Genomic DNA, 18,528 nt, shown 5'->3' on the forward strand with positions numbered 1-18,528 from the left:
TGACGAAATTTTAGAAATGCAAGAAGAAAGAAAAGTAATACAATTAATTGATTCTTTGAATGTTGGAGGAGCTGAAATGATGGCAGTTAATATTGCAAATAGCTTAACCCAATCAAATCAGAAAACTTTTTTATGTACCACAAGAGAAGAAGGTGATTTAAAGAAGAATTTATTACCAGAAATAGAATATTTATTCTTGAATAAGAGGAAAACATTTGATTTTTCAGCTGTTCAATTATTGATTCAATTTTTAAAGAAGAATGACATTAAAATTATTCATGCGCATACAACTTCTTTATTTTTTTCTTGTTTGGTAAAATTACTTTATCCGTCGATTAAAATTGTTTGGCACAATCATACAGGCGCAAATACGAAATCAGATTTCAAACGAAAACTTTTTTTAAAAAGTCAATTATTATTTACAAAAAAAGTAATTAATGTAAGTTTTGAGTTGGATGAATGGGTAAAACAAAAATTAAAGTTTAATAATTCCTACTTTATACAGAATTTTTCCAATTTGAATCATGATTTGAAAATAACGACATTAAAAGGGCATAAAGATTTTAGAATTGTTTGTGTTGCTGGATTTCGTTCAGAGAAAAATCATTTAAACTTGGTTCAAGCTTTTAAAAAAGTTCATTCTAAAATTCCAGAAGCAACACTTCATTTAGTAGGAAATTTATATGAAACGACATATACACAATCTGTTTATGATTTGGTTGAAACTAATAAATTAGCAAATCAAGTTTATTTTTATGGAGCTTGTTCTGATGTTTCAAATATTTTACAACAAAGTTCTGTTGGAGTGCTTTCATCTGATTCTGAAGGTTTACCAGTTTCGTTATTAGAATATGGAATGTCAAATTTACCAATAGTTGTTACAGATGTTGGACAATGTTCTACTGTTTTATGCAAAGGAAAATATGGTACGTTAGTTCCTGTAAAAAATGCAGAAGCTTTAGGGAATGCAATTATAGAAACGTTAGAAAATAAAGAAGAATCTCTTCAAAAAGCAAATTTACTTTCGGAATATATGAAAGTAAATTATTCTAAAAAAGCAATCCTTAAACAGATACAAGAAATTTATCATTCATGTTGAGTTTTTTCAAAAATAAAAAAATACTACTTCTCCTTGCACATGTTTTGCTTGGGTTTATCTTTCCTATTGGATCATTAGGTAAACTTTTTACAGCAAGTTTAATTTTGTATGCTCTAATTTCTATTTTTAGAACTAAAAATAAGAATAATGAAGCATTGATATGGACAGGATATTTTGTTGGAGCGGAAGTGTTTTTTAGAATGACAAATAGTGTTTTATCTTGGGAGTTGACAAAATATTTAGTGATTATACTTTTAACTTTTGGGATGATTGTTGAAAAAAGAAAACATATATTATCCCCTGTATATATTTATGTTACTTTATTATTTTTAATTGGAATTGCATTTACAAAAGTTCCTTATCCAGAATCAATTCGTAAGGCGATTTTATTTAATTTAAGTGGTCCTATTTCACTTTGTTTTTCTGCACTATATTGTTATAAAAGAAAACTTTCTAGAGAAAGAGTCTTGCAATTCTTATTCTTTCTTGGTTTACCAATGATTGCTGTTGTTAGTTATTTATTCTTCAAAACACCTTCTTTAAGTGAAATTAAATTTGGAGGAGCTTCAAATTTTGATGCTTCTGGTGGATTTGGACCAAATCAAGTTTCTACAACATTAGGCGTAGGTTTTTTTGCAATTGGAGTTTATTTAATTCTTAAAAAGCGATTTTCAGGATATTTACTTCTTGATTTATTTTTATTTGGTTATATGACATTTCGTGGAATGATGACTTTTTCAAGAGGAGGGGTTTTAACAGGTGTAACAATGCTATTATCTTTTTTATTTTTCTATTTTTTAGCATCTAAAAATAAAGCAAAAAACTTTTTAAAATATTCAATTATTACCATTGTTGGAGTTGTAAGTTTATGGACTTATGGAGTAATTGCAACAAAAGGACAACTTTTTAATAGATATACAAACAGAGGATTTAAAGGAAATGTAAAACAAGATATTACTTCTGGAAGAGGAGATATTTTTGAAAATGATTTACAAAGTCTGTATGAAAATCCAATTTTTGGAATTGGAGTTGGAAGTGGAAAATATGTAAGAATAAGTAGTGGTGAAAAAGTAGTTGCAGCTGCACATAACGAGGTTAGCCGTCTTTTAGGAGAGCATGGAACTATTGGGATCATAATTTTGATATTATTAATTGTTGTTCCAGTAATTCATATTTTAAAACAACCGCTAATTTACAAAGCATTTTTAAGTACGTTTTTAATATTTTGGTTTATGACAATTAATCATTCTGCGATGCGACTTGCATTTCCAGGTTTTTTATATGGTATTAGTTTAATTACAATTACAGAAAAAAATGAAGAAGAAGATTCTATACTTTGGGAATAATTTAAAAGGAAAAAAATATCCTACAACAATAGAAACCTTAAGTTCTTTTTTAAATAGTGAAAATTATGAAGTTTATTGTTCATCTTCTAAAAACAATAAAATTGTACGTTTGTTTGATATGATTATTACTTTTTTTAAAAAAAGATCAAATTCAGATTATATTTTAATAGACACTTATAGCACAATTAATTTTTATTATGCATTTATAATATCTCAATTAGCAAGAATTTTTAAGATTAAATATATCCCTATTTTACATGGAGGGAATTTACCAAATAGGTTGAAAACTTCACCGAAAATTTCAAAAATGATTTTTATGAATTCTTGGAATAACATAGTGCCTTCCAATTATTTAAAAGAAGCTTTTGAACAAGAAAATTATAAAACGGTTTTTATTCCAAATAACATTGAATTAAAGAATTATACTTTTAAAAAAAGAGAGAAAATTGCACCAAAACTTTTTTGGGTTCGAGCTTTTGCAAAAATTTATAATCCTTGGTTAGCAATTGATGTTTTAAAAGAATTAAAGAAAGAATATCCTGATGCCAAATTATGTATGGTTGGCCCTGATAGAGATGGAAGTCTAAAAGATGTTGAAGAATATATTGAAAAATGTGAATTGAAAGATTCTGTTGAAATTACTGGAGTTTTATCAAAAGAAACATGGCATCAAAAATCCAAAGAATTTGATGTTTTTATCAATACAACAAATGTCGATAATACACCAGTTTCAGTCATTGAAGGAATGGCTTTAGGATTGCCTATAATTTCTACAAATGTTGGTGGAATTCCATTTCTATTAAATACCAATGAAGATTCAATTTTGGTTTCAAAAGAAAATAAAGACGAAATGGTTTCTGCAATAAAAGTATTGTTAGAAAATCCAGAAAAAGTTTTGGAAATCACTAAAAATGCAAGAAAAAAAGTAGAAACTTTTGATTGGAATGTTGTAAAAGAAAAATGGTTTAAAATTCTTCAATAATTTTTACAAAATTTCGTGAAAAAATAAAGTCTATGTAATATTTTTGCATAAGAAATAATCGAAGCATATTATTCTAAAAAAAATGATATGCTTAGGAATATAAAATGAAAATATGACTGATAGAAAAAAGGTCGCAATTTGGTTACTAACTGGGGTTTTTTTAGTAATCGCAATGGTTGTAATTGGTGGAATTACAAGATTAACACACTCAGGATTATCAATGGTAAACTGGAAGCCAATTTCAGGAACAATTCCTCCCTTAAATGAAGCCGAATGGATGGCAGAATTTGAAAATTATAAAACTTCACCTGAGTATAAAATTAAAAACTATCACTTTACCGTAGAAGAATTCAAATCTATTTTTTGGTGGGAATATATTCATCGCCTTTTGGGTAGAGTAATTGGATTCGTTTTTCTAATCCCATTTTTATATTTTTTATTTACTAAAAAATTAAAAGATAAACGCTTATTAAAGAATCTTGTAGTAATTTTCTTTTTAGGAGGACTACAAGGTTTTATCGGTTGGTTTATGGTGAAAAGTGGATTGGTAAATGATCCAAATGTAAGTCATTTCCGACTTGCAATTCATTTTATAACTGCACTTTTCCTTTGTTGTTACATTCTTTGGATTGCATTGAAATTATTATATCCAGAAAAAGGATTTATAGGAGAAAAATTAAAATCCTTTAAAACTTGGACAAATATTGCTATAATAATTACTGTAATTCAAATTATTTATGGCGCTTTTGTGGCGGGATTAAAAGCAGGATTAATCTATGGAACTTTCCCAAAAATGGGTGGAGATTGGATTGCTTCTGAAATTCCTAAGAGATTAGATCAAATTGGAATATTGACATTTATTGAAGATTCGGCTTCTGTTCAATTTATTCATAGATGGATTGCAGTTGTAGTAGTTTTTGCAATAGTGGTTTTAATTTGGAAAGCAAAAAAAGTTTCTTTGAAAGGAATTCAATTTAAATTAGTTACATGGTTAGGAATTATTGTTGTTTTTCAATTTGTTTTAGGTGTGATGACTTTATTGATGAAAGTTCCTGTGACTCTTGGTGTTTTACATCAATTAGGAGCTGTTGTTTTATTGATAACTTTAGTAATCACAAGATACTTTTTTAGAGGAAAAAATAAACCATTTACTGTTTAATAAAACAATAAAATCACAGAAAAAGACTTTAGTAAAATAGAGTCTTTTTTTGTTTCATTAACCAAAATATCCATGTTTAAACAAATCTTCAAATTAGGACAAAATTTTCGAAACCCATCTTTAAATAAGATTTATAAGTTTTTGAAAGCTTCTGAAAATTGGACTATTTCACAATTAGAAGAGTATCAGTTAGAAAGGTTAAAGAAAATTATTTCAATCGCATATGAATCAACAGAATTTTACAAAAAAACTTTTGATGAAATTGGAATAAAACCAAATGATATTGAAACTCTTGAAGATTTGAAGAAGCTTCCAGTTTTAACTAAAAATGAATTACTTTCTAATGTAGAAGAAATACATTCGTCAAATACATTTAAAAAAGTGTTTATTGCATCTACTTCTGGAACAACAGGAAATTCGTTGTCTTTTAAAAGAAATGAGGAAGCAGATTCATTTAATCGCGCAAGTATTTTTAGAGGGTATTCTTGGTATGGTGTTTTGCCTTGGGATAGAAATGGTTATTTCTGGGGATTTAATTTTACAAAAAAAGAGCAGAAAAAAACAGAAATTTTAGATTTTATTCAAAATAGATTTCGTGTTTTTAGTTATGAACCAAGTTCGTTTAATTTATTCGTTAACAAATTACAAAAAGCAACTTTTATTCATGGTTATTCTTCGATGATATATCAAACAGCAAAACTGATTAATGATCGAAAATTACCAAAACCAAAAAAAATAAAATTGGTAAAAGGTACTTCGGAAAAAATAAAGGAAAGTTATAAAGAAGAAGTTCAAAAAGCATTTGGTGTCAAAATTACAAGTGAATACGGAGCGACAGAATCTGGAATAATTGCTTTTGAATGTCTTGAAGGAAATATGCATTTGAATATGGAGGGAGTGCTTGTAGAAGAAGTTAATCAAGAAATATTGGTAACGAATTTACAATTAGAATCTTTTCCAATTATTCGATACAAATTAGGCGATTACATCAAATTAGCATCTAAAAATAAAAAATGTGCTTGTGGAATGGAGCATAGAATTTTAGAGGAAATTACAGGTAGAATAGGAGAAAATGTTTATGGAAATATAGAGATTTATCCAAGTTTATATTTCTATTATATTTTTAAAAATTTAGATAAAGAGAAAGAATTGTCTTTAAATTATCAAGTAATCCAAGAAGAAAAAGGGAAATTGAAATTTAAAATAGAGCAAAATTTATCAGAATTAAACAAAAAAGATTTACTTCAAGAGATTAAAAAATATTTTAAACAAGATATGGAATTTGAAATTGAAGAAAATTGTCAGATTCAATCTAAAAATGGAAAATTAAAAAGTTTTATTTCAAAAATTTAAAAATGGAGGAGAAGGTTTCAATTATTACACCTTGTTATAATGCAGAAGAGTTTATTTCTCAAACAATTGAAAGTGTTTTAGCACAAACATATCAGAATTGGGAAATGTTGATTGTAGATGATAATTCATTGGACAATTCGATTTCAATATTAGAAAATTATGTTTCAAAAGATACAAGAATCAAACTTTTTAAATGTAAAGAAAACCAAGGAGCTGCACACACTAGAAATATTGCATTAAAAAAAGTAACTGGAAAATATGTTGCTTTTTTAGATAGTGATGATTTATGGAAGCCAACAAAATTGGAAAAACAAATAGATTTTATGAAAGAGAAGGATGCGAAATTATCGTTTACTTCTTATGAATGCATGCAAGAAAATGGTGAATTATTACAGCAAACTCGTCATGTTTCTGGAAGAGTTTCATATCAAGATTTGTTACATAAAAATTCTATGGGATGCTTAACAGTTATGTTTGATGCCAATTATTTTTCAGATTTTCAAATGCCTTTAATTCGAAAAAGACAGGATTATGCGCTTTGGTTAAAATTGTTAAAAAATACTGATTATGCTTATGCTTTAGAAGAATCTTTAGCGATTTATAGACTTAGAGAAAATTCCATTTCTTCTAAAAAAATAGAATTAATTAAATGGAATTGGAAATTATTTCGAGAAATAGAAAAATTTTCTATAATAAAATCATTTTACTTCTTAAGTTTTAATATTATCAAGAAAGTTTTAAATAAATAAAGATTTAAATAAATTATGATAAACTCTGTAAAATTAATACTTTTGAGTTCCAAAATATACTAACCCTAAGACTGATTTAATGTTATCAAAACTACACTTTTCAATTTCTGAAAGAAAGTTTTTTTTAAGATTGTTTGACATATTTTTCGTAATTATTTTTCAAATATTCTTGATAGAATCTACTTCTATTGATTATAAATATTTTCAAACAAATCATGATAATTTTTATCTTTGGGTTGTAGTATTTGTATTTTATCTTTTATTTTTTGGACAAGTTTTTGAAATGTATAATTTAAAAACTTCTAATGATAAATATTTAGTGTTTAGAAGTATTCTTTTAACTTCATTATTTACAACAGGATCTTATATTTTAACACCGATATTTTCTCCCTCTTTGCCAGAAAATAGATTACAAATTATTTATTTTTTCTTCAGTATTTTATTTGCATTAGTTTTTTGGAGATTGGGTTATAAATATTTAATAGTTTCTCCAAGATTTCAACGAAGAATTTTATTAATTGGAGCAAATAATTCAAATCAAAAAGCAGCTGAATTAATTGCTTTAGAAGGAATTGATAGTGTGATTATAGGACATGTTTCATCTTCTTTTGATAAAGAAATTTTGGAAGAACCATGGTTTGATATTTCTAAAAATTCATTACAACATATCGTAAAAAAATATAATGTAACTGAAGTCATTGTTTCAAAATATGAAAATAATAATTTTGAAAAGCAAATTGATCCACAATTAGCAAAATTATTATTATCAGGAGTAAAAGTTACAAGTTTTGAAAACTTCTATGAAAAATTAACTTTAAAAGTTCCAGTGGAAAGATTTGATTCTACTTTTTATAATTATATTACTTATAATGAGATTAAAAAAGATAGAGTTTATGAAGCTTTTGTTAGAAGTATTGATTTAATTGCAAGTTTATTTGGTTTACTTTTTTTGTTGACAATTATTCCGTTTATTTTTATCGTGAATATTTTTGCAAATAGAGGAGGATTATTTTATTTACAAGAAAGAATTGGTCAAAATGGGAAACCATTTAAGATTATAAAGTTGCGTTCCATGGTTACTAATGCAGAGAAGAATGGCGCAGTTTGGGCAACAAAAAATGATGCAAGAATTACGAAATTTGGAAAAGTTTTACGTAAAACAAGATTGGATGAAATTCCACAATTTATCAACGTATTTAAAGGAGATATGAGTTTAATTGGTCCTAGACCAGAACGTCCACAATTTGTTGATGAATTAGAAAAAGATTTACCATTTTATGCTTTAAGACATATGATTAAACCAGGATTAACTGGTTGGTCTCAGGTTTTATTTCCTTATGCTAATACATATGAACAACAAAAAATAAAATTAAGATATGATCTTTATTATGTTCGTGAACGTTCTATTTTTATGGACTTTAAGATTATTATAAAAACAATCAGTACTGTAATATTTATGCGTGGAAATTAACATTTTGGTGTCCAAAATGGAACTTCCTCCAAAAAGTTGTTGAAATTGTCAAATCTTACAGTATTAATTTGATCTGCAACTCTAAATTTATCATTTTTTCTATCCCATAAAAGAATTACTTTATCACATTTTAAATTTGAATAAATGTCATAAATATCTTTTAATTCGTGCATATATTCGCTTAACATTCTAACAGAACAAATTGCACTATCAGGCATTGAAGTATAATATTTTATTAAATTCATATCAGAATTTGAAATATTATTATAAGATTCATCTAATAAATATTCAACAGTATGCGGATCATCAAATGTTCCAATCATCGTCTTGATATCTTCTAAAATGATGCTTTTTTCACTTTCTTCATAATTAAAAACAAGTGTTTCATTTGATTTATGATTTGTTCCAAATGGTACAATTTTCAAAGATAAAGTAATTTCATTTTGATTTTTTGGAATTGTAACATCTAAATAAAACGTGTTTTTAACAAGAGTTTGCGAAGAATCTTTTTGATAGAAAGTAGAGAAATTAAAATTCTCTGGAAGATACTCTTTTATAGAAGTTGCATAAGAGTTTTCACAAGACCAACTTTCTCTTTTTAAAATAGCGAATTCTCCGTTTGTTTTTTCAAAAGCTTTAGCTGTTGTATTACAGTTACATCCGCAGTTTGGCCAGCTTCCTTCAGAGTGCACATAATTGTTTTTTAAATCCAATACAAAAGATGTCATTTCTTCTTCAGTATCGAACATTGAATTACATTTTTCAACCTGAGAAAGAAGTAGTTCTTTCATATTTTCTTTGGTTTGTGCAAAGAGGGTTGAAGTTATTAAAATTAAATATAAAGTAGTAATTTTTCTCATTTTTTGTATTTTATTATATAATTTTTGTTCTATGAAGATTTATTTATAAATTGTTAACAAAATTAATCATTTTTTATTTTATAGTGCTAGTTAAAAATTAGAATTGAAATTTTACTTATAATGTAATTATTTAGATGTTAAATTGTTATGTTTTTACATAATGCGTATGGTCTTAATCGTATTAATATTTTGGACTCTATTTTATTATAAAAATTACAAATTTTATTGGAATAAATTTTTCTAAATTGTTAAATAAATATAGCAATGAATTCCAGCTAGCATTAAAAAAATGATCAAATTCCAGATTCATGACGATACAAATGATTTCTTTATAACATGTTAGGAATTAGATAGTTATTTGTAAAATTTGTAAAAAAATAAATAAATAAGTCATTGATTTTTAGTAACTTAAAGTAAGGTAATTATTTATCTGAGATATTTTTATTGTTTACTTAAAGAGCTTACAAATGACTTATAAAAAAGAGAGGATTGACAATTGGTCAAGAAGGAAATTTTTGAACAAAGTAGGACAAGCAGGAGGAAGTTTAGCTTTATTTGAGGTGATGAGTTTGATGGGAATGTTTCAAACAAATGATGTTTGGGCAAAACCACCGGAAATTCCTTCAGATAAAGGAAAAGGAAAAACAGTTGCAATTTTGGGTGCCGGAATTTCAGGTTTGACAGCAGCTTATATGCTGAAAAATAGCGGTTATAATATTATTATTTTAGAAGCTGCAAATAGAGCTGGAGGAAGAAATTTTACTGCAAGAAGAGGAACTATTATAAAAGAGAAAACAAAGAGAGGAGAATCTGTTCAACAATGTGTTTTCGATAAAATGAAAAATGGAAAAGAACTGTATGTAAATATGGGGCCAGGTCGAATTTCTCATATGCACAAAAGAGTATTGCATTATTGTAAAGAATTTGATATTGATTTAGAGCCATATATTTTTCAATGTTCTAATAATATATTCTATTCAGAAGAAAATTCTCCAAAGAAAAAATTCACGCATAATCATATAAAATTTGATACAAACGGATATATTGCTGAGATTTTGGCAAATTCATTAGCTAAAGATGCAAGTTTTGGAAATTTAAATCCAGAACAAAATAAAAAGATGCAATCACTTTTAAAAGTTTATGGAAATTTAACCAAAAAAAGTGATGGTTCTTATAAATATGAAGGCTCAAAAAGTATTCACTGTGGAACAGACGATGCTGGAAATCCGACACCAAATATTTATAGTTTATGTGATGCACCAGATAAAATTCCATTAGAAGATTTATTGAATTCTGGTTTTTGGGAAGATTCTTTTTATGCACATTATTATACAAATTGGCAACCAACTTTATTACAACCAGTTGGAGGAATGGATAAAATTATTGATGGATTTACAGATAGATTAGAAGATTATATTATTTATAATGCACCAATTACAAAAATTAAAGTAAAGAAAAATGGTGTAAAGCTTGTTTATACAATGAATGATGAAGATTTTAATGTTGATGTTGATTATTGTATTTCAAGTATTCCAGCGCCAATTTTAAAGAAAATTCCAAATAATTTCGAATCTGAATTTAAAAAATCATTAGATTCTATTGAATTTAGTAAAGCAACTAAAGTAGGATGGCAGTGTAATAATCGTTTTTGGGAATCAAAAGAGAATCATATTTTTGGTGGAATTTCATGGACGACTGATCCTATCAGACAAATTTGGTATCCATCACATGATTTTTATGCAGATAAAGGTATTTTAGTTGGAGCTTATACTGGAGACAAAGATAAGTTAGGAGAATTATCACCAGACGAAAGATGTTCGATAAGTAAACAAAGTGTTTCTAAATTTCATCCTGAAATTTTAGATAATGAAATTGTGCCACTTCACAAAGGAATTACAATTTCTTGGCAACATGTTCCATATATTGAAGGTTCATGGCCTTTATGGAACCATCATGATATTATTGATGCGACACATACGAATGCATATAGAAGATTATTAATGCCAGATAGAAGGTTTTATATTATGGGAGATCAAGTTTCTACAATTCCAGGTTGGCAAGAAGGAGCGATGATGTCAGCAGAGCATGTAGTGATGCTTATTAATGATATGAAACCAAAAGAAGTTCCAGAAGATGTTACAGCGCCAACAACGATGAAATCATTAAATTCATATTAAAAAATAAAAGAAAGAATTGCTTAAAAATGGTAATTCTTTCTTTTATTTTAAATATAAATTATAACATCATACTAACTTCATTTTTGATAAATGAAAGTCCAGTTGCTGTCGGAGATTCTCCTTCAATCATTAGTTTTAAAACTTCTTCACGAAGTTGTTGTGCAGTTTTTACTTCTGTATTTGCAGTAGCTTTTTTCAAAAGATGAATTGTTGCATTTTTTGTAGTCAGAATAGCATTCCAACATTCTTTTGAAACATATATTTGTTGGGTTAAATTATGTTCAAACTCTTGCTCAATATTTTGAACCAAAAGATTTAAATAATCTTCTTTTTTATCACTAATTGGTTGAATTCTCATTACGATTTTATTCGGACTGATTCTTTCTAAAAAAAGAGTCATTCTTTCATAAGCTTGTAATTTAAGTGGTAAAGATGTTTTTTGACCTTCTTTCATCAATTCGAAACGTCTTCTTTTTTGTTCATTCTTCAAGAAATTCGTCAAAAAATAGTATGAAGTTCCAGCAGTGATAATTGCAGGAACAGTATATCCAATAATATCGATAACTTCCATTAATAAAAGTGTTTTTTCTTTGTTTTTATAAGGTTCTTTGGTTAGTTTGAAAATGAATTCAAATTTATCATAAAAAAATTAGAAATCACCCATTAAATTGAATTAATAATATTAGTACTTTTTATTCTTTTCTCAAAAAAGAATTATAAATGTAAAAAAAAGTAATTAAAATATTAAGGATGTATGATTTATTTTAGAACATATGGAAATCAAAAAGCATTTTTATAACTTTACGAATTCTAAATCAAATGCGGTATACAAGATGAAAAAGGTAGTTTTATTATTATTTGTATTATTTTCATTCCACACAAAAGCACAAGATTGCAACACAGAAATTCCGTTTGGAGAGAACGCTGAAGTTGGAGCTTTTGCAAGAATTAATGGAGCAAATATTTATTTTGAAACCTATGGAGACCCCGAAAATCAAACTATTTTAATTATTCATGAAAATGGAGGTTCTATTAAAACAATGGGTTGTCAGATTAGTCATTTTTTAGAAAATTATCATGTAATTTCTGCGGATAATAGAGCACATGGTAAATCAGAAGGAGATGCAAAATGGTTGACTTTTGAGCAGATGGCAAATGACTATATAGCAATTATGGATTATTTATCAATTGCTAGGGTTTTTATAATTGGTTATGGGGATGGAGCAAATATTGCATTAGAATTAGCGAGTAAACACCCAAATAGAGTTTCTAAATTAGTGGTTTCTTCCCCTAATTTACGTCCAGGAAGTGATGCAATTCATGTTTCTGAGCTTGAAACAAATAGAAATTATTTAGAAAAAATTGAAGAGAAAATTTTCAGAAATGACTCTACAAATAATTGGGAAAGGGCAAGAGCACAAATGGAGTTGATGAAGTTTCAGCCTAATATGTCAAATCAAGATTTAAAAAGAATCGAATGTCCTGTATTGGTTGTGGCATCTGATAATGATGTAGTTAAGTTGGGTCATGTGATAGATATATACAATAATTTGAAAAAAGCACAGTTATTTATAATACCAAATACTTCATACGATTATATTCATAAAGAATATGTTTTTTACAATTTTGTTGTAGAAAAGTTTTTGGATGAACCGTTTGAAGAAAAACACACTGTATCTAGGAATAAAGAGTTTAAATCTTCTCCAATTAAGGAGTTAGAGAAGAAATAAATGTATGTCAGTTATTCCTATTATGATGTCAGTTATTCCATTAATGTGTTAAAATATGAAGTTTTTTCTTAAAATTTTTCTAAAAGAAATATTAATATATATCTTGTGAGAAAATCAATTAAAAACTTAAAAAAAATACTACTTATGAAACTATTATTAAAATCTTTCGTACTATTATCATTAGGGGCCGTTGTTATTTCATGTACTGACAATGATGAAATTGTAGAAACTGATCAAGGAATTATTGAATTTGGTGATATCAAAGGAACTGGTGGAGATGATGATATTGATTGGGATATTTTAGATCCAGGAAATTATGATAGAACTCCGAAAGAGGAAAATAATAAGGATAAAGAAAACAAAAAAGGATAATTTATTTAGAATAAAAGAAAATTTTTTAATTCAATAAATTATAATACGTTTGTATCAAAACACAGAAAATTGAATATAAAAATTAATAAATTAATAGGATATTTAGTATTTATAAGTATCCTATTTTTTACGTATTTTACTTTTAGCAGATGTAGTTTTGTTACTTCTAAAAAAGAAACAATTACAGACACAAATTTAATTAAAAAAGAATTATTAGATTTTGGGAAAAAGAAAGATAGTTCTTTACACTTCAAAAATACTTATTTAAATGATTTTTATATAAAATATAAATCAGAATTATCAGATTCTTCCAATATAGGTTATTTGATAAAACTTTCTACTTATTATAATGAGATTGGAAATGACAAGCGATTTTATAAATTAAATAAACAAGCGTTAGAAATTGCTGATGAATTTAAAGATACATTATCATTAGCTAGAATTAATTGGAATTTTGCACATTTCTATAAAAAAAGAGAAGTTTATGATAGTGCATATTATCATTATTATAATGCTTTAAAGGGCTATGAATCAAAAAATGAAAAACATGAAATAGCCTTGATGAAATATGGAATGTCTGTAATCAGAGGTTTTTTTGGAGATTATTTAGGAGCTGAAAAATTGACAATTTCTTCTTTGAATATCTTTAAAGAATTAAATGCTCAAAATAATGTGCAATCTATGTATAATCATCTTGGTCTATTACAAAAAGATTTAGATGAATTAGATAAAGCTGAAAGATATCATATCAAAGCTCTTGAAATCATAAAAGAATTAGAAAAAGATAATAAGGATAATTTATATATAAGAACTTATAATAATCTTGGAAGAGTTTATCAAGAAAAAAGGGAATTTGAAAAATCTTTGTATTATTTTGACGAAGCTTTAAAACTTGTTGATAAAAAAGACGAAATTAAATATGCAAGATTAATTGATAATTATGCTTATACAAAAGTACTTCAAGGAAATACTAATAATAATGTTTTAAACAATTTAAATAAAGCACTTGAAATTAGAAAAAGTATTGATAATAAATCTGGGGAACTTATAAGTAAATTACATATTGCAGAATATTTTTTAAAGAAGAATAATCAAGATAGAGCTCTTGAAACTGCACGTGAAGCATTAGAAATTTCTGAAAAATTAGCAAACACAGAGAATTATCTTAAAGCTTTACATTTATTATCAGAAATCGATATTGATAAAAGAGGAGAGCATTTAGAAGATTATATTAAAGTATCTGATAGTGTAACAAAAAGAGAACGAAGAATTCAAAATAAATTTGCTAGAATCGAGTTTGAAACAGATGAATATATTGAGAAAACAAGAATATTAACACAAAAAACAGAGCAATTATCTGAACAAAAAATCTGGTTGGTTTCTTTCCTATTTTTTCTAATTGTATTAATCATATTAATTTACTTTTTGATTGTTCAAAAGCAAAGAAATGAGAAATTACTTTTAGAAAATGAAAAGCAACAAATGAATGAACAAATTTATTCTTTAAAACTGAATCAACATATGAAAATTCAGAATGAAAAGAATAATGAACGAAACAGAATTTCTGAAGAATTGCATGATAGCGTATTAAGTAAATTATTTGGTGTACGATTACATTTAAGTTTTTTTAAAATGAGTGATATTGATAAGGATACAAAATCTACTTTTGAAAATCACCTTACTGAATTACAAGAAATCGAAAAAGAAATTAGAGGAATTACACATCAATTAAATAAGTCTTCTGAAGATATTAATGTAAACTTTGTAAGTTTAATTAAAGAATTAATTTTAAGTAAAGAAAGTATAACGGATTGTAAATTTTCCTTACATTCTGAAAATGATGATTGGGAAAATGTTGCAATTGAAATACGAGTAAATTTATATAGAATTATTCAAGAGGCAATACAAAATATTCTAAAACATGCAAAAGCAAAAAATGTTGATATCAGCATTAAAAGACATGCAAATCAATTTATTGAAATCATTATAAAAGATGATGGAGTTGGATTCGATTTGAAAAAGAAAAAGAATGGAATTGGGGTAAAAAATATTAAGGCTAGAGTATTAAAACTTAAAGGAGAAGTTGAATTTAAATCAGAGTTAGGAAAAGGTGTTGAAATAAAAATAACGATTCCTACATGAAGTCATTATGAAAAAAAATTATAAAGTATTTATAGTTGAAGATCATCCCCTAATATGCAAAGCCTATCAAAAAACATTAGATTTTGTTTCTGAAAAAACGGGAGTAGTTTTCAAAGAAATAGTTGTATGTAATACTTTAGAAAATGCGTATCAGAAAATATCAGATTGTCATGAAAATAATATTGAAATAGATATTATTTTTCTAGATGTACAATTAACTCCAGCTCCAAAACATGAAATTTATTCTGGTTTGGATTTGGGTGAGGAAATTAAAAAGAAAATGCCTAATACTAGCATTATTCTGTTAACTGCTTTTGAATATTTAGAAAATGATTCTAAAGTACATGAGAAATTAAATCCAAAAGCTTTATTAATTAAAAATGATATTAATTTGGATACTCTTATCAATTCAATTATTTCAATTATAAAAGAAAGAAATTGCGAAATTGCATTCTAATATTTTGATTTAAAAATCGTGGTATTTTTGTGCATATTTATAACCTTTACTCCACCATTTTTCCATTTGATCCTTTTTGAAAATTAATGGATTTAGTGTTAAAACTTGTGGAGTATAATAAAAATTTAATTTAATATCAGCATGTTCAGCTCGGAGTTTTCCAATTGCAATATCACGTTGTTCTAAGTTATAAATCATAAAGTCAAAAGCTTGAAATAAAACGGTAAATGCATTTGTTGCTGTGAGCTGATTATATTGCATTTCTTCCGTGTCTAAAACAATAATATCAATTTCTTTAGCACCTTCCATGATTGCTTTTCGAATTGGAATAATGGATCCAAAACTTCCGTCCGCATATTGTTTTCTATCTTTTTCTAAAAGACTCATAAAAGGAACTAAATTACAAGAAGCCCAAACCCAATCACAATAGTCATCATACGAATAATCGTGTAATTTCTTGAATTCAATTTTTTTCTCTGTAAAATTAGAAACGGTTATATAGATTTCATGATCTGAATCTTTAATTTGCTGATAATCTTCATGAGAAATACTATTTCGGATTAATCGTTTTAAATTTAAACTCTGCCCAAATGTTTTTTCTCTTTTGATTAAACTCCATAATAATGTCCAAATATTTACTTGAATATTGTCATGTCCATGAATTTTACGAATTTTAAAAGGACAATTATTAAAAATAGAATCTTGTGTTACATTGGTGTATAATTCTTTTATTTCAGCTAATTTTCCTAAAGCCAAATGTGTAACTAACAAACTTCCAGTAGAGGAACCAATAAACATATCATAGTCTTTTTTTTGATTTTTAATCAAATACTCTGCTATTCCACCTGCAAAAGCACCCTTTGCTCCACCACCAGAAATTACCAATGCTTTTTTCATATTTTGTTCCTAAGTTTTTTTTATGATATTATTATTTTATTATACATTTGACGAAATAAAAAATATTATTTATGCTAAAAAAATTAATATATTTTCTGTTTGTAACTATTTTCCTATCATGTGGAAACTCTTCTTCTAAAAATAATGAAAAAAAAATTGTTTTAAAAGAATATCAAATTCCAAAAACTGAAATCCGTGCAATTTCAGCAATTGATTCAACTACAGTTTGGTATGGAGGTTCTAATGAACATTTTGGTTTTATTAGAAATTCTGTAAATATTGAATTAGAATTAGATTCTTTTCCAAGAAATGAAAAGAAAATGAACTTTAGAGGAATTGTCAAAAATGGAGAAAATTTATTTTTACTTAGCATTGAAAAACCTGCTGGAATCATAAAATTTAATCAAGGAACTTCTTTTGTTTATAAAGATACTTTAGAAAATGCTTTTTTTGATGCAATTAATTTTTGGAATGATAAAGAAGGTTTGGTAATGGGAGATCCTACAAATGGATGTTTAACTATTTTAAAAACAACAGATGGTGGAAATTCATGGAATCGAATTTCTTGTGATAAAATTCCAACTTTAGAAGAAGGAGAAGCTGCTTTTGCTGCAAGTAATACAAATATTGCTTTATATGAAAATAATGCGTGGATTGTCACAGGTGGAAAAAAAGCTAGAATTTTACATTCAAAAGATAAAGGCGAAACTTGGGAAATATTTAATACTCCAGTAATTCAAGGTCTAACAATGACTGGAATTTATTCAGTTGATTTTTTAGATGCAAATACAGGAATAATTATGGGAGGAAATTGGGATAAAAAACAAGACACAAAAGCTACAAAGGCTATGACAATTGATGGAGGTAAAACATGGACATTAATTGCAAATGAACAAATACCTGGATATATTAGTTGTGTAAAATTTGTTCCTGAAACAAACGGAAAAGAAATTGTAGCTGTAAGTTCAGAAGGAATTTATTTTTCTGGAGATAAAGGAGATAATTGGTCTAAATTAAGTGAAAAAGGATTTTATACAATTTCATTTGTTTCTCCAACAGTCGCTTGGTTAGGTGGAAGTAATAAATTGGCACGTTTAACATTAAAATAACAAAACCCGATGATTAAAACATACATTCATAATATTTATTTAATTTTTATTCTATTAGTTTGTATTGGATGTTCTAAAAATCCGACAACTTATTTGAATTCAGAATTTGATTGTTCTAGTTCTGAATATAAAACTAATGATTTAGAGGAGGTTATAGATATAAAGAAAAACTTTATCATGAAAATCCCTGAAACTTGGAAAACAAACTTATATTATAGCGATTATGAAAGTGAAATTTTTTCGGCAGATACTACGAAAAGTTTAACAAATACTTTTATTTTAGATGTCTCAATGGTCAACGGTAATTTAAAAATGGATCAAGATTCAGAATCTCTTGTAATTAATAAATATGTGCAAGAAGAAGGTTTGGAATTAATTTCAAGCGGAAGAGGAGACTTTCAAGGGAAGAAAAGTTTTTGGTTTTTAGCAGAAGGATCGAGAAGAGATTATAAGTACACAAATTATTTAGTCTTTGTAAAAAATAGTGAAAGAAAATATTTAAAAATGAAAACTGAAATGTTTGGTGGAACTGGAATCGATAATAAAATTTGCAACTCAATAGAATTAATTAATCAAATTAAAATACTAGATAACTATTAAACAATAAAAACAATCCTAATTTTAA

General features: G+C 26.5%; 17 protein-coding genes. 14 read left to right on the forward strand and 3 right to left on the reverse strand.

The features are described 5' to 3' along the window. Positions 1-16 precede the first annotated feature (16 nt). From I1A51_RS07745 to I1A51_RS07775, 7 genes are all read left to right on the forward strand, one after another. Entirely contained in the window at positions 17-1,099 is a 1,083-nt protein-coding gene (locus tag I1A51_RS07745; protein ID WP_196892721.1) for a glycosyltransferase, read from the forward strand. After that, positions 1,093-2,445: an O-antigen ligase family protein gene (locus I1A51_RS07750; RefSeq protein ID WP_196892723.1), complete on the forward strand. Its 1,353-nt coding sequence runs from the start codon at positions 1,093-1,095 to the stop codon at positions 2,443-2,445. Before I1A51_RS07745 ends, I1A51_RS07750 begins: the two co-directional genes overlap by 7 nt. After that, the gene (locus tag I1A51_RS07755) at positions 2,414-3,427 is read left to right on the forward strand and encodes a glycosyltransferase family 4 protein (RefSeq protein ID WP_196892724.1); all 1,014 of its coding nucleotides are present in this window, start codon (positions 2,414-2,416) and stop codon (positions 3,425-3,427) included. The genes I1A51_RS07750 and I1A51_RS07755 overlap by 32 nt, the downstream gene beginning before the upstream one ends. Positions 3,428-3,539: 112 nt before the next feature. Further along, positions 3,540-4,586, forward strand: coding sequence for a COX15/CtaA family protein (locus I1A51_RS07760; RefSeq protein ID WP_196892725.1), 1,047 nt, complete (start codon positions 3,540-3,542; stop codon positions 4,584-4,586). 72 nt (positions 4,587-4,658) lie between these two features. Further along, positions 4,659-5,939 (forward strand): phenylacetate--CoA ligase family protein, encoded by a 1,281-nt coding sequence (locus I1A51_RS07765; RefSeq protein WP_196892726.1) that lies wholly within the window; start codon positions 4,659-4,661, stop codon positions 5,937-5,939. Positions 5,940-5,941: 2 nt separating this feature from the next. Further along, complete coding sequence (locus I1A51_RS07770; protein ID WP_196892727.1) at positions 5,942-6,688, forward strand: glycosyltransferase family 2 protein; 747 nt, start codon at positions 5,942-5,944, stop codon at positions 6,686-6,688. Between the two features lie 79 nt (positions 6,689-6,767). Beyond that, on the forward strand, positions 6,768-8,159 hold the full coding sequence (locus tag I1A51_RS07775) for an exopolysaccharide biosynthesis polyprenyl glycosylphosphotransferase (RefSeq protein WP_262895823.1): 1,392 nt from the start codon (positions 6,768-6,770) through the stop codon (positions 8,157-8,159). Here I1A51_RS07775 and I1A51_RS07780 read toward each other — a convergent pair. Continuing rightward, on the reverse strand, positions 8,156-8,950 hold the full coding sequence (locus tag I1A51_RS07780; protein WP_196892736.1) for a hypothetical protein: 795 nt from the start codon (positions 8,948-8,950) through the stop codon (positions 8,156-8,158). The genes I1A51_RS07775 and I1A51_RS07780 overlap by 4 nt on opposite strands. A 536-nt stretch (positions 8,951-9,486) precedes the next feature. Between I1A51_RS07780 and I1A51_RS07785 the strand changes: the two genes are divergently transcribed. Further along, the gene (locus tag I1A51_RS07785; RefSeq protein ID WP_196892737.1) at positions 9,487-11,196 is read left to right on the forward strand and encodes a flavin monoamine oxidase family protein; all 1,710 of its coding nucleotides are present in this window, start codon (positions 9,487-9,489) and stop codon (positions 11,194-11,196) included. Positions 11,197-11,254: 58 nt separating this feature from the next. Here I1A51_RS07785 and I1A51_RS07790 read toward each other — a convergent pair whose 3' ends face one another. Next, positions 11,255-11,767 (reverse strand): DUF7935 family protein, encoded by a 513-nt coding sequence (locus I1A51_RS07790; protein ID WP_196892739.1) that lies wholly within the window; start codon positions 11,765-11,767, stop codon positions 11,255-11,257. Positions 11,768-12,029: 262 nt separating this feature from the next. Between I1A51_RS07790 and I1A51_RS07795 the strand changes: the two genes are divergently transcribed. The 4 genes from I1A51_RS07795 to I1A51_RS07810 all read left to right on the forward strand — a co-directional run bounded on the left by I1A51_RS07795 (position 12,030) and on the right by I1A51_RS07810 (position 15,897). Next, positions 12,030-12,926: an alpha/beta fold hydrolase gene (locus tag I1A51_RS07795; RefSeq protein ID WP_196892741.1), complete on the forward strand. Its 897-nt coding sequence runs from the start codon at positions 12,030-12,032 to the stop codon at positions 12,924-12,926. A gap of 144 nt (positions 12,927-13,070) precedes the next feature. Then, complete coding sequence (locus I1A51_RS07800) at positions 13,071-13,298, forward strand: hypothetical protein (protein WP_196892743.1); 228 nt, start codon at positions 13,071-13,073, stop codon at positions 13,296-13,298. A gap of 69 nt (positions 13,299-13,367) precedes the next feature. Next, positions 13,368-15,440, forward strand: coding sequence for an ATP-binding protein (locus tag I1A51_RS07805; protein WP_196892745.1), 2,073 nt, complete (start codon positions 13,368-13,370; stop codon positions 15,438-15,440). A 7-nt stretch (positions 15,441-15,447) separates the two neighbouring features. Then, positions 15,448-15,897 carry a response regulator gene (locus I1A51_RS07810; protein ID WP_196892747.1) on the forward strand — a complete coding sequence of 150 codons (450 nt, stop codon included), beginning with the start codon at positions 15,448-15,450 and terminating at the stop codon, positions 15,895-15,897. Between the two features lie 9 nt (positions 15,898-15,906). Here the strand turns inward: I1A51_RS07810 and I1A51_RS07815 are convergent, their stop codons facing one another. Further along, entirely contained in the window at positions 15,907-16,794 is an 888-nt protein-coding gene (locus I1A51_RS07815) for a patatin-like phospholipase family protein (RefSeq protein WP_196892749.1), read from the reverse strand. Positions 16,795-16,865: 71 nt separating this feature from the next. Here I1A51_RS07815 and I1A51_RS07820 point away from each other — a divergent pair, with 71 nt between their 5' ends. After that, complete coding sequence (locus I1A51_RS07820) at positions 16,866-17,903, forward strand: WD40/YVTN/BNR-like repeat-containing protein (RefSeq protein WP_196892751.1); 1,038 nt, start codon at positions 16,866-16,868, stop codon at positions 17,901-17,903. A gap of 9 nt (positions 17,904-17,912) precedes the next feature. After that, positions 17,913-18,503: a hypothetical protein gene (locus tag I1A51_RS07825; protein WP_196892753.1), complete on the forward strand. Its 591-nt coding sequence runs from the start codon at positions 17,913-17,915 to the stop codon at positions 18,501-18,503. Positions 18,504-18,528 lie beyond the last annotated feature (25 nt).

The sequence above is a fragment of the Aureivirga marina genome (genome assembly GCF_015767265.1).
GTDB lineage: Bacteria > Bacteroidota > Bacteroidia > Flavobacteriales > Flavobacteriaceae > Aureivirga > Aureivirga marina.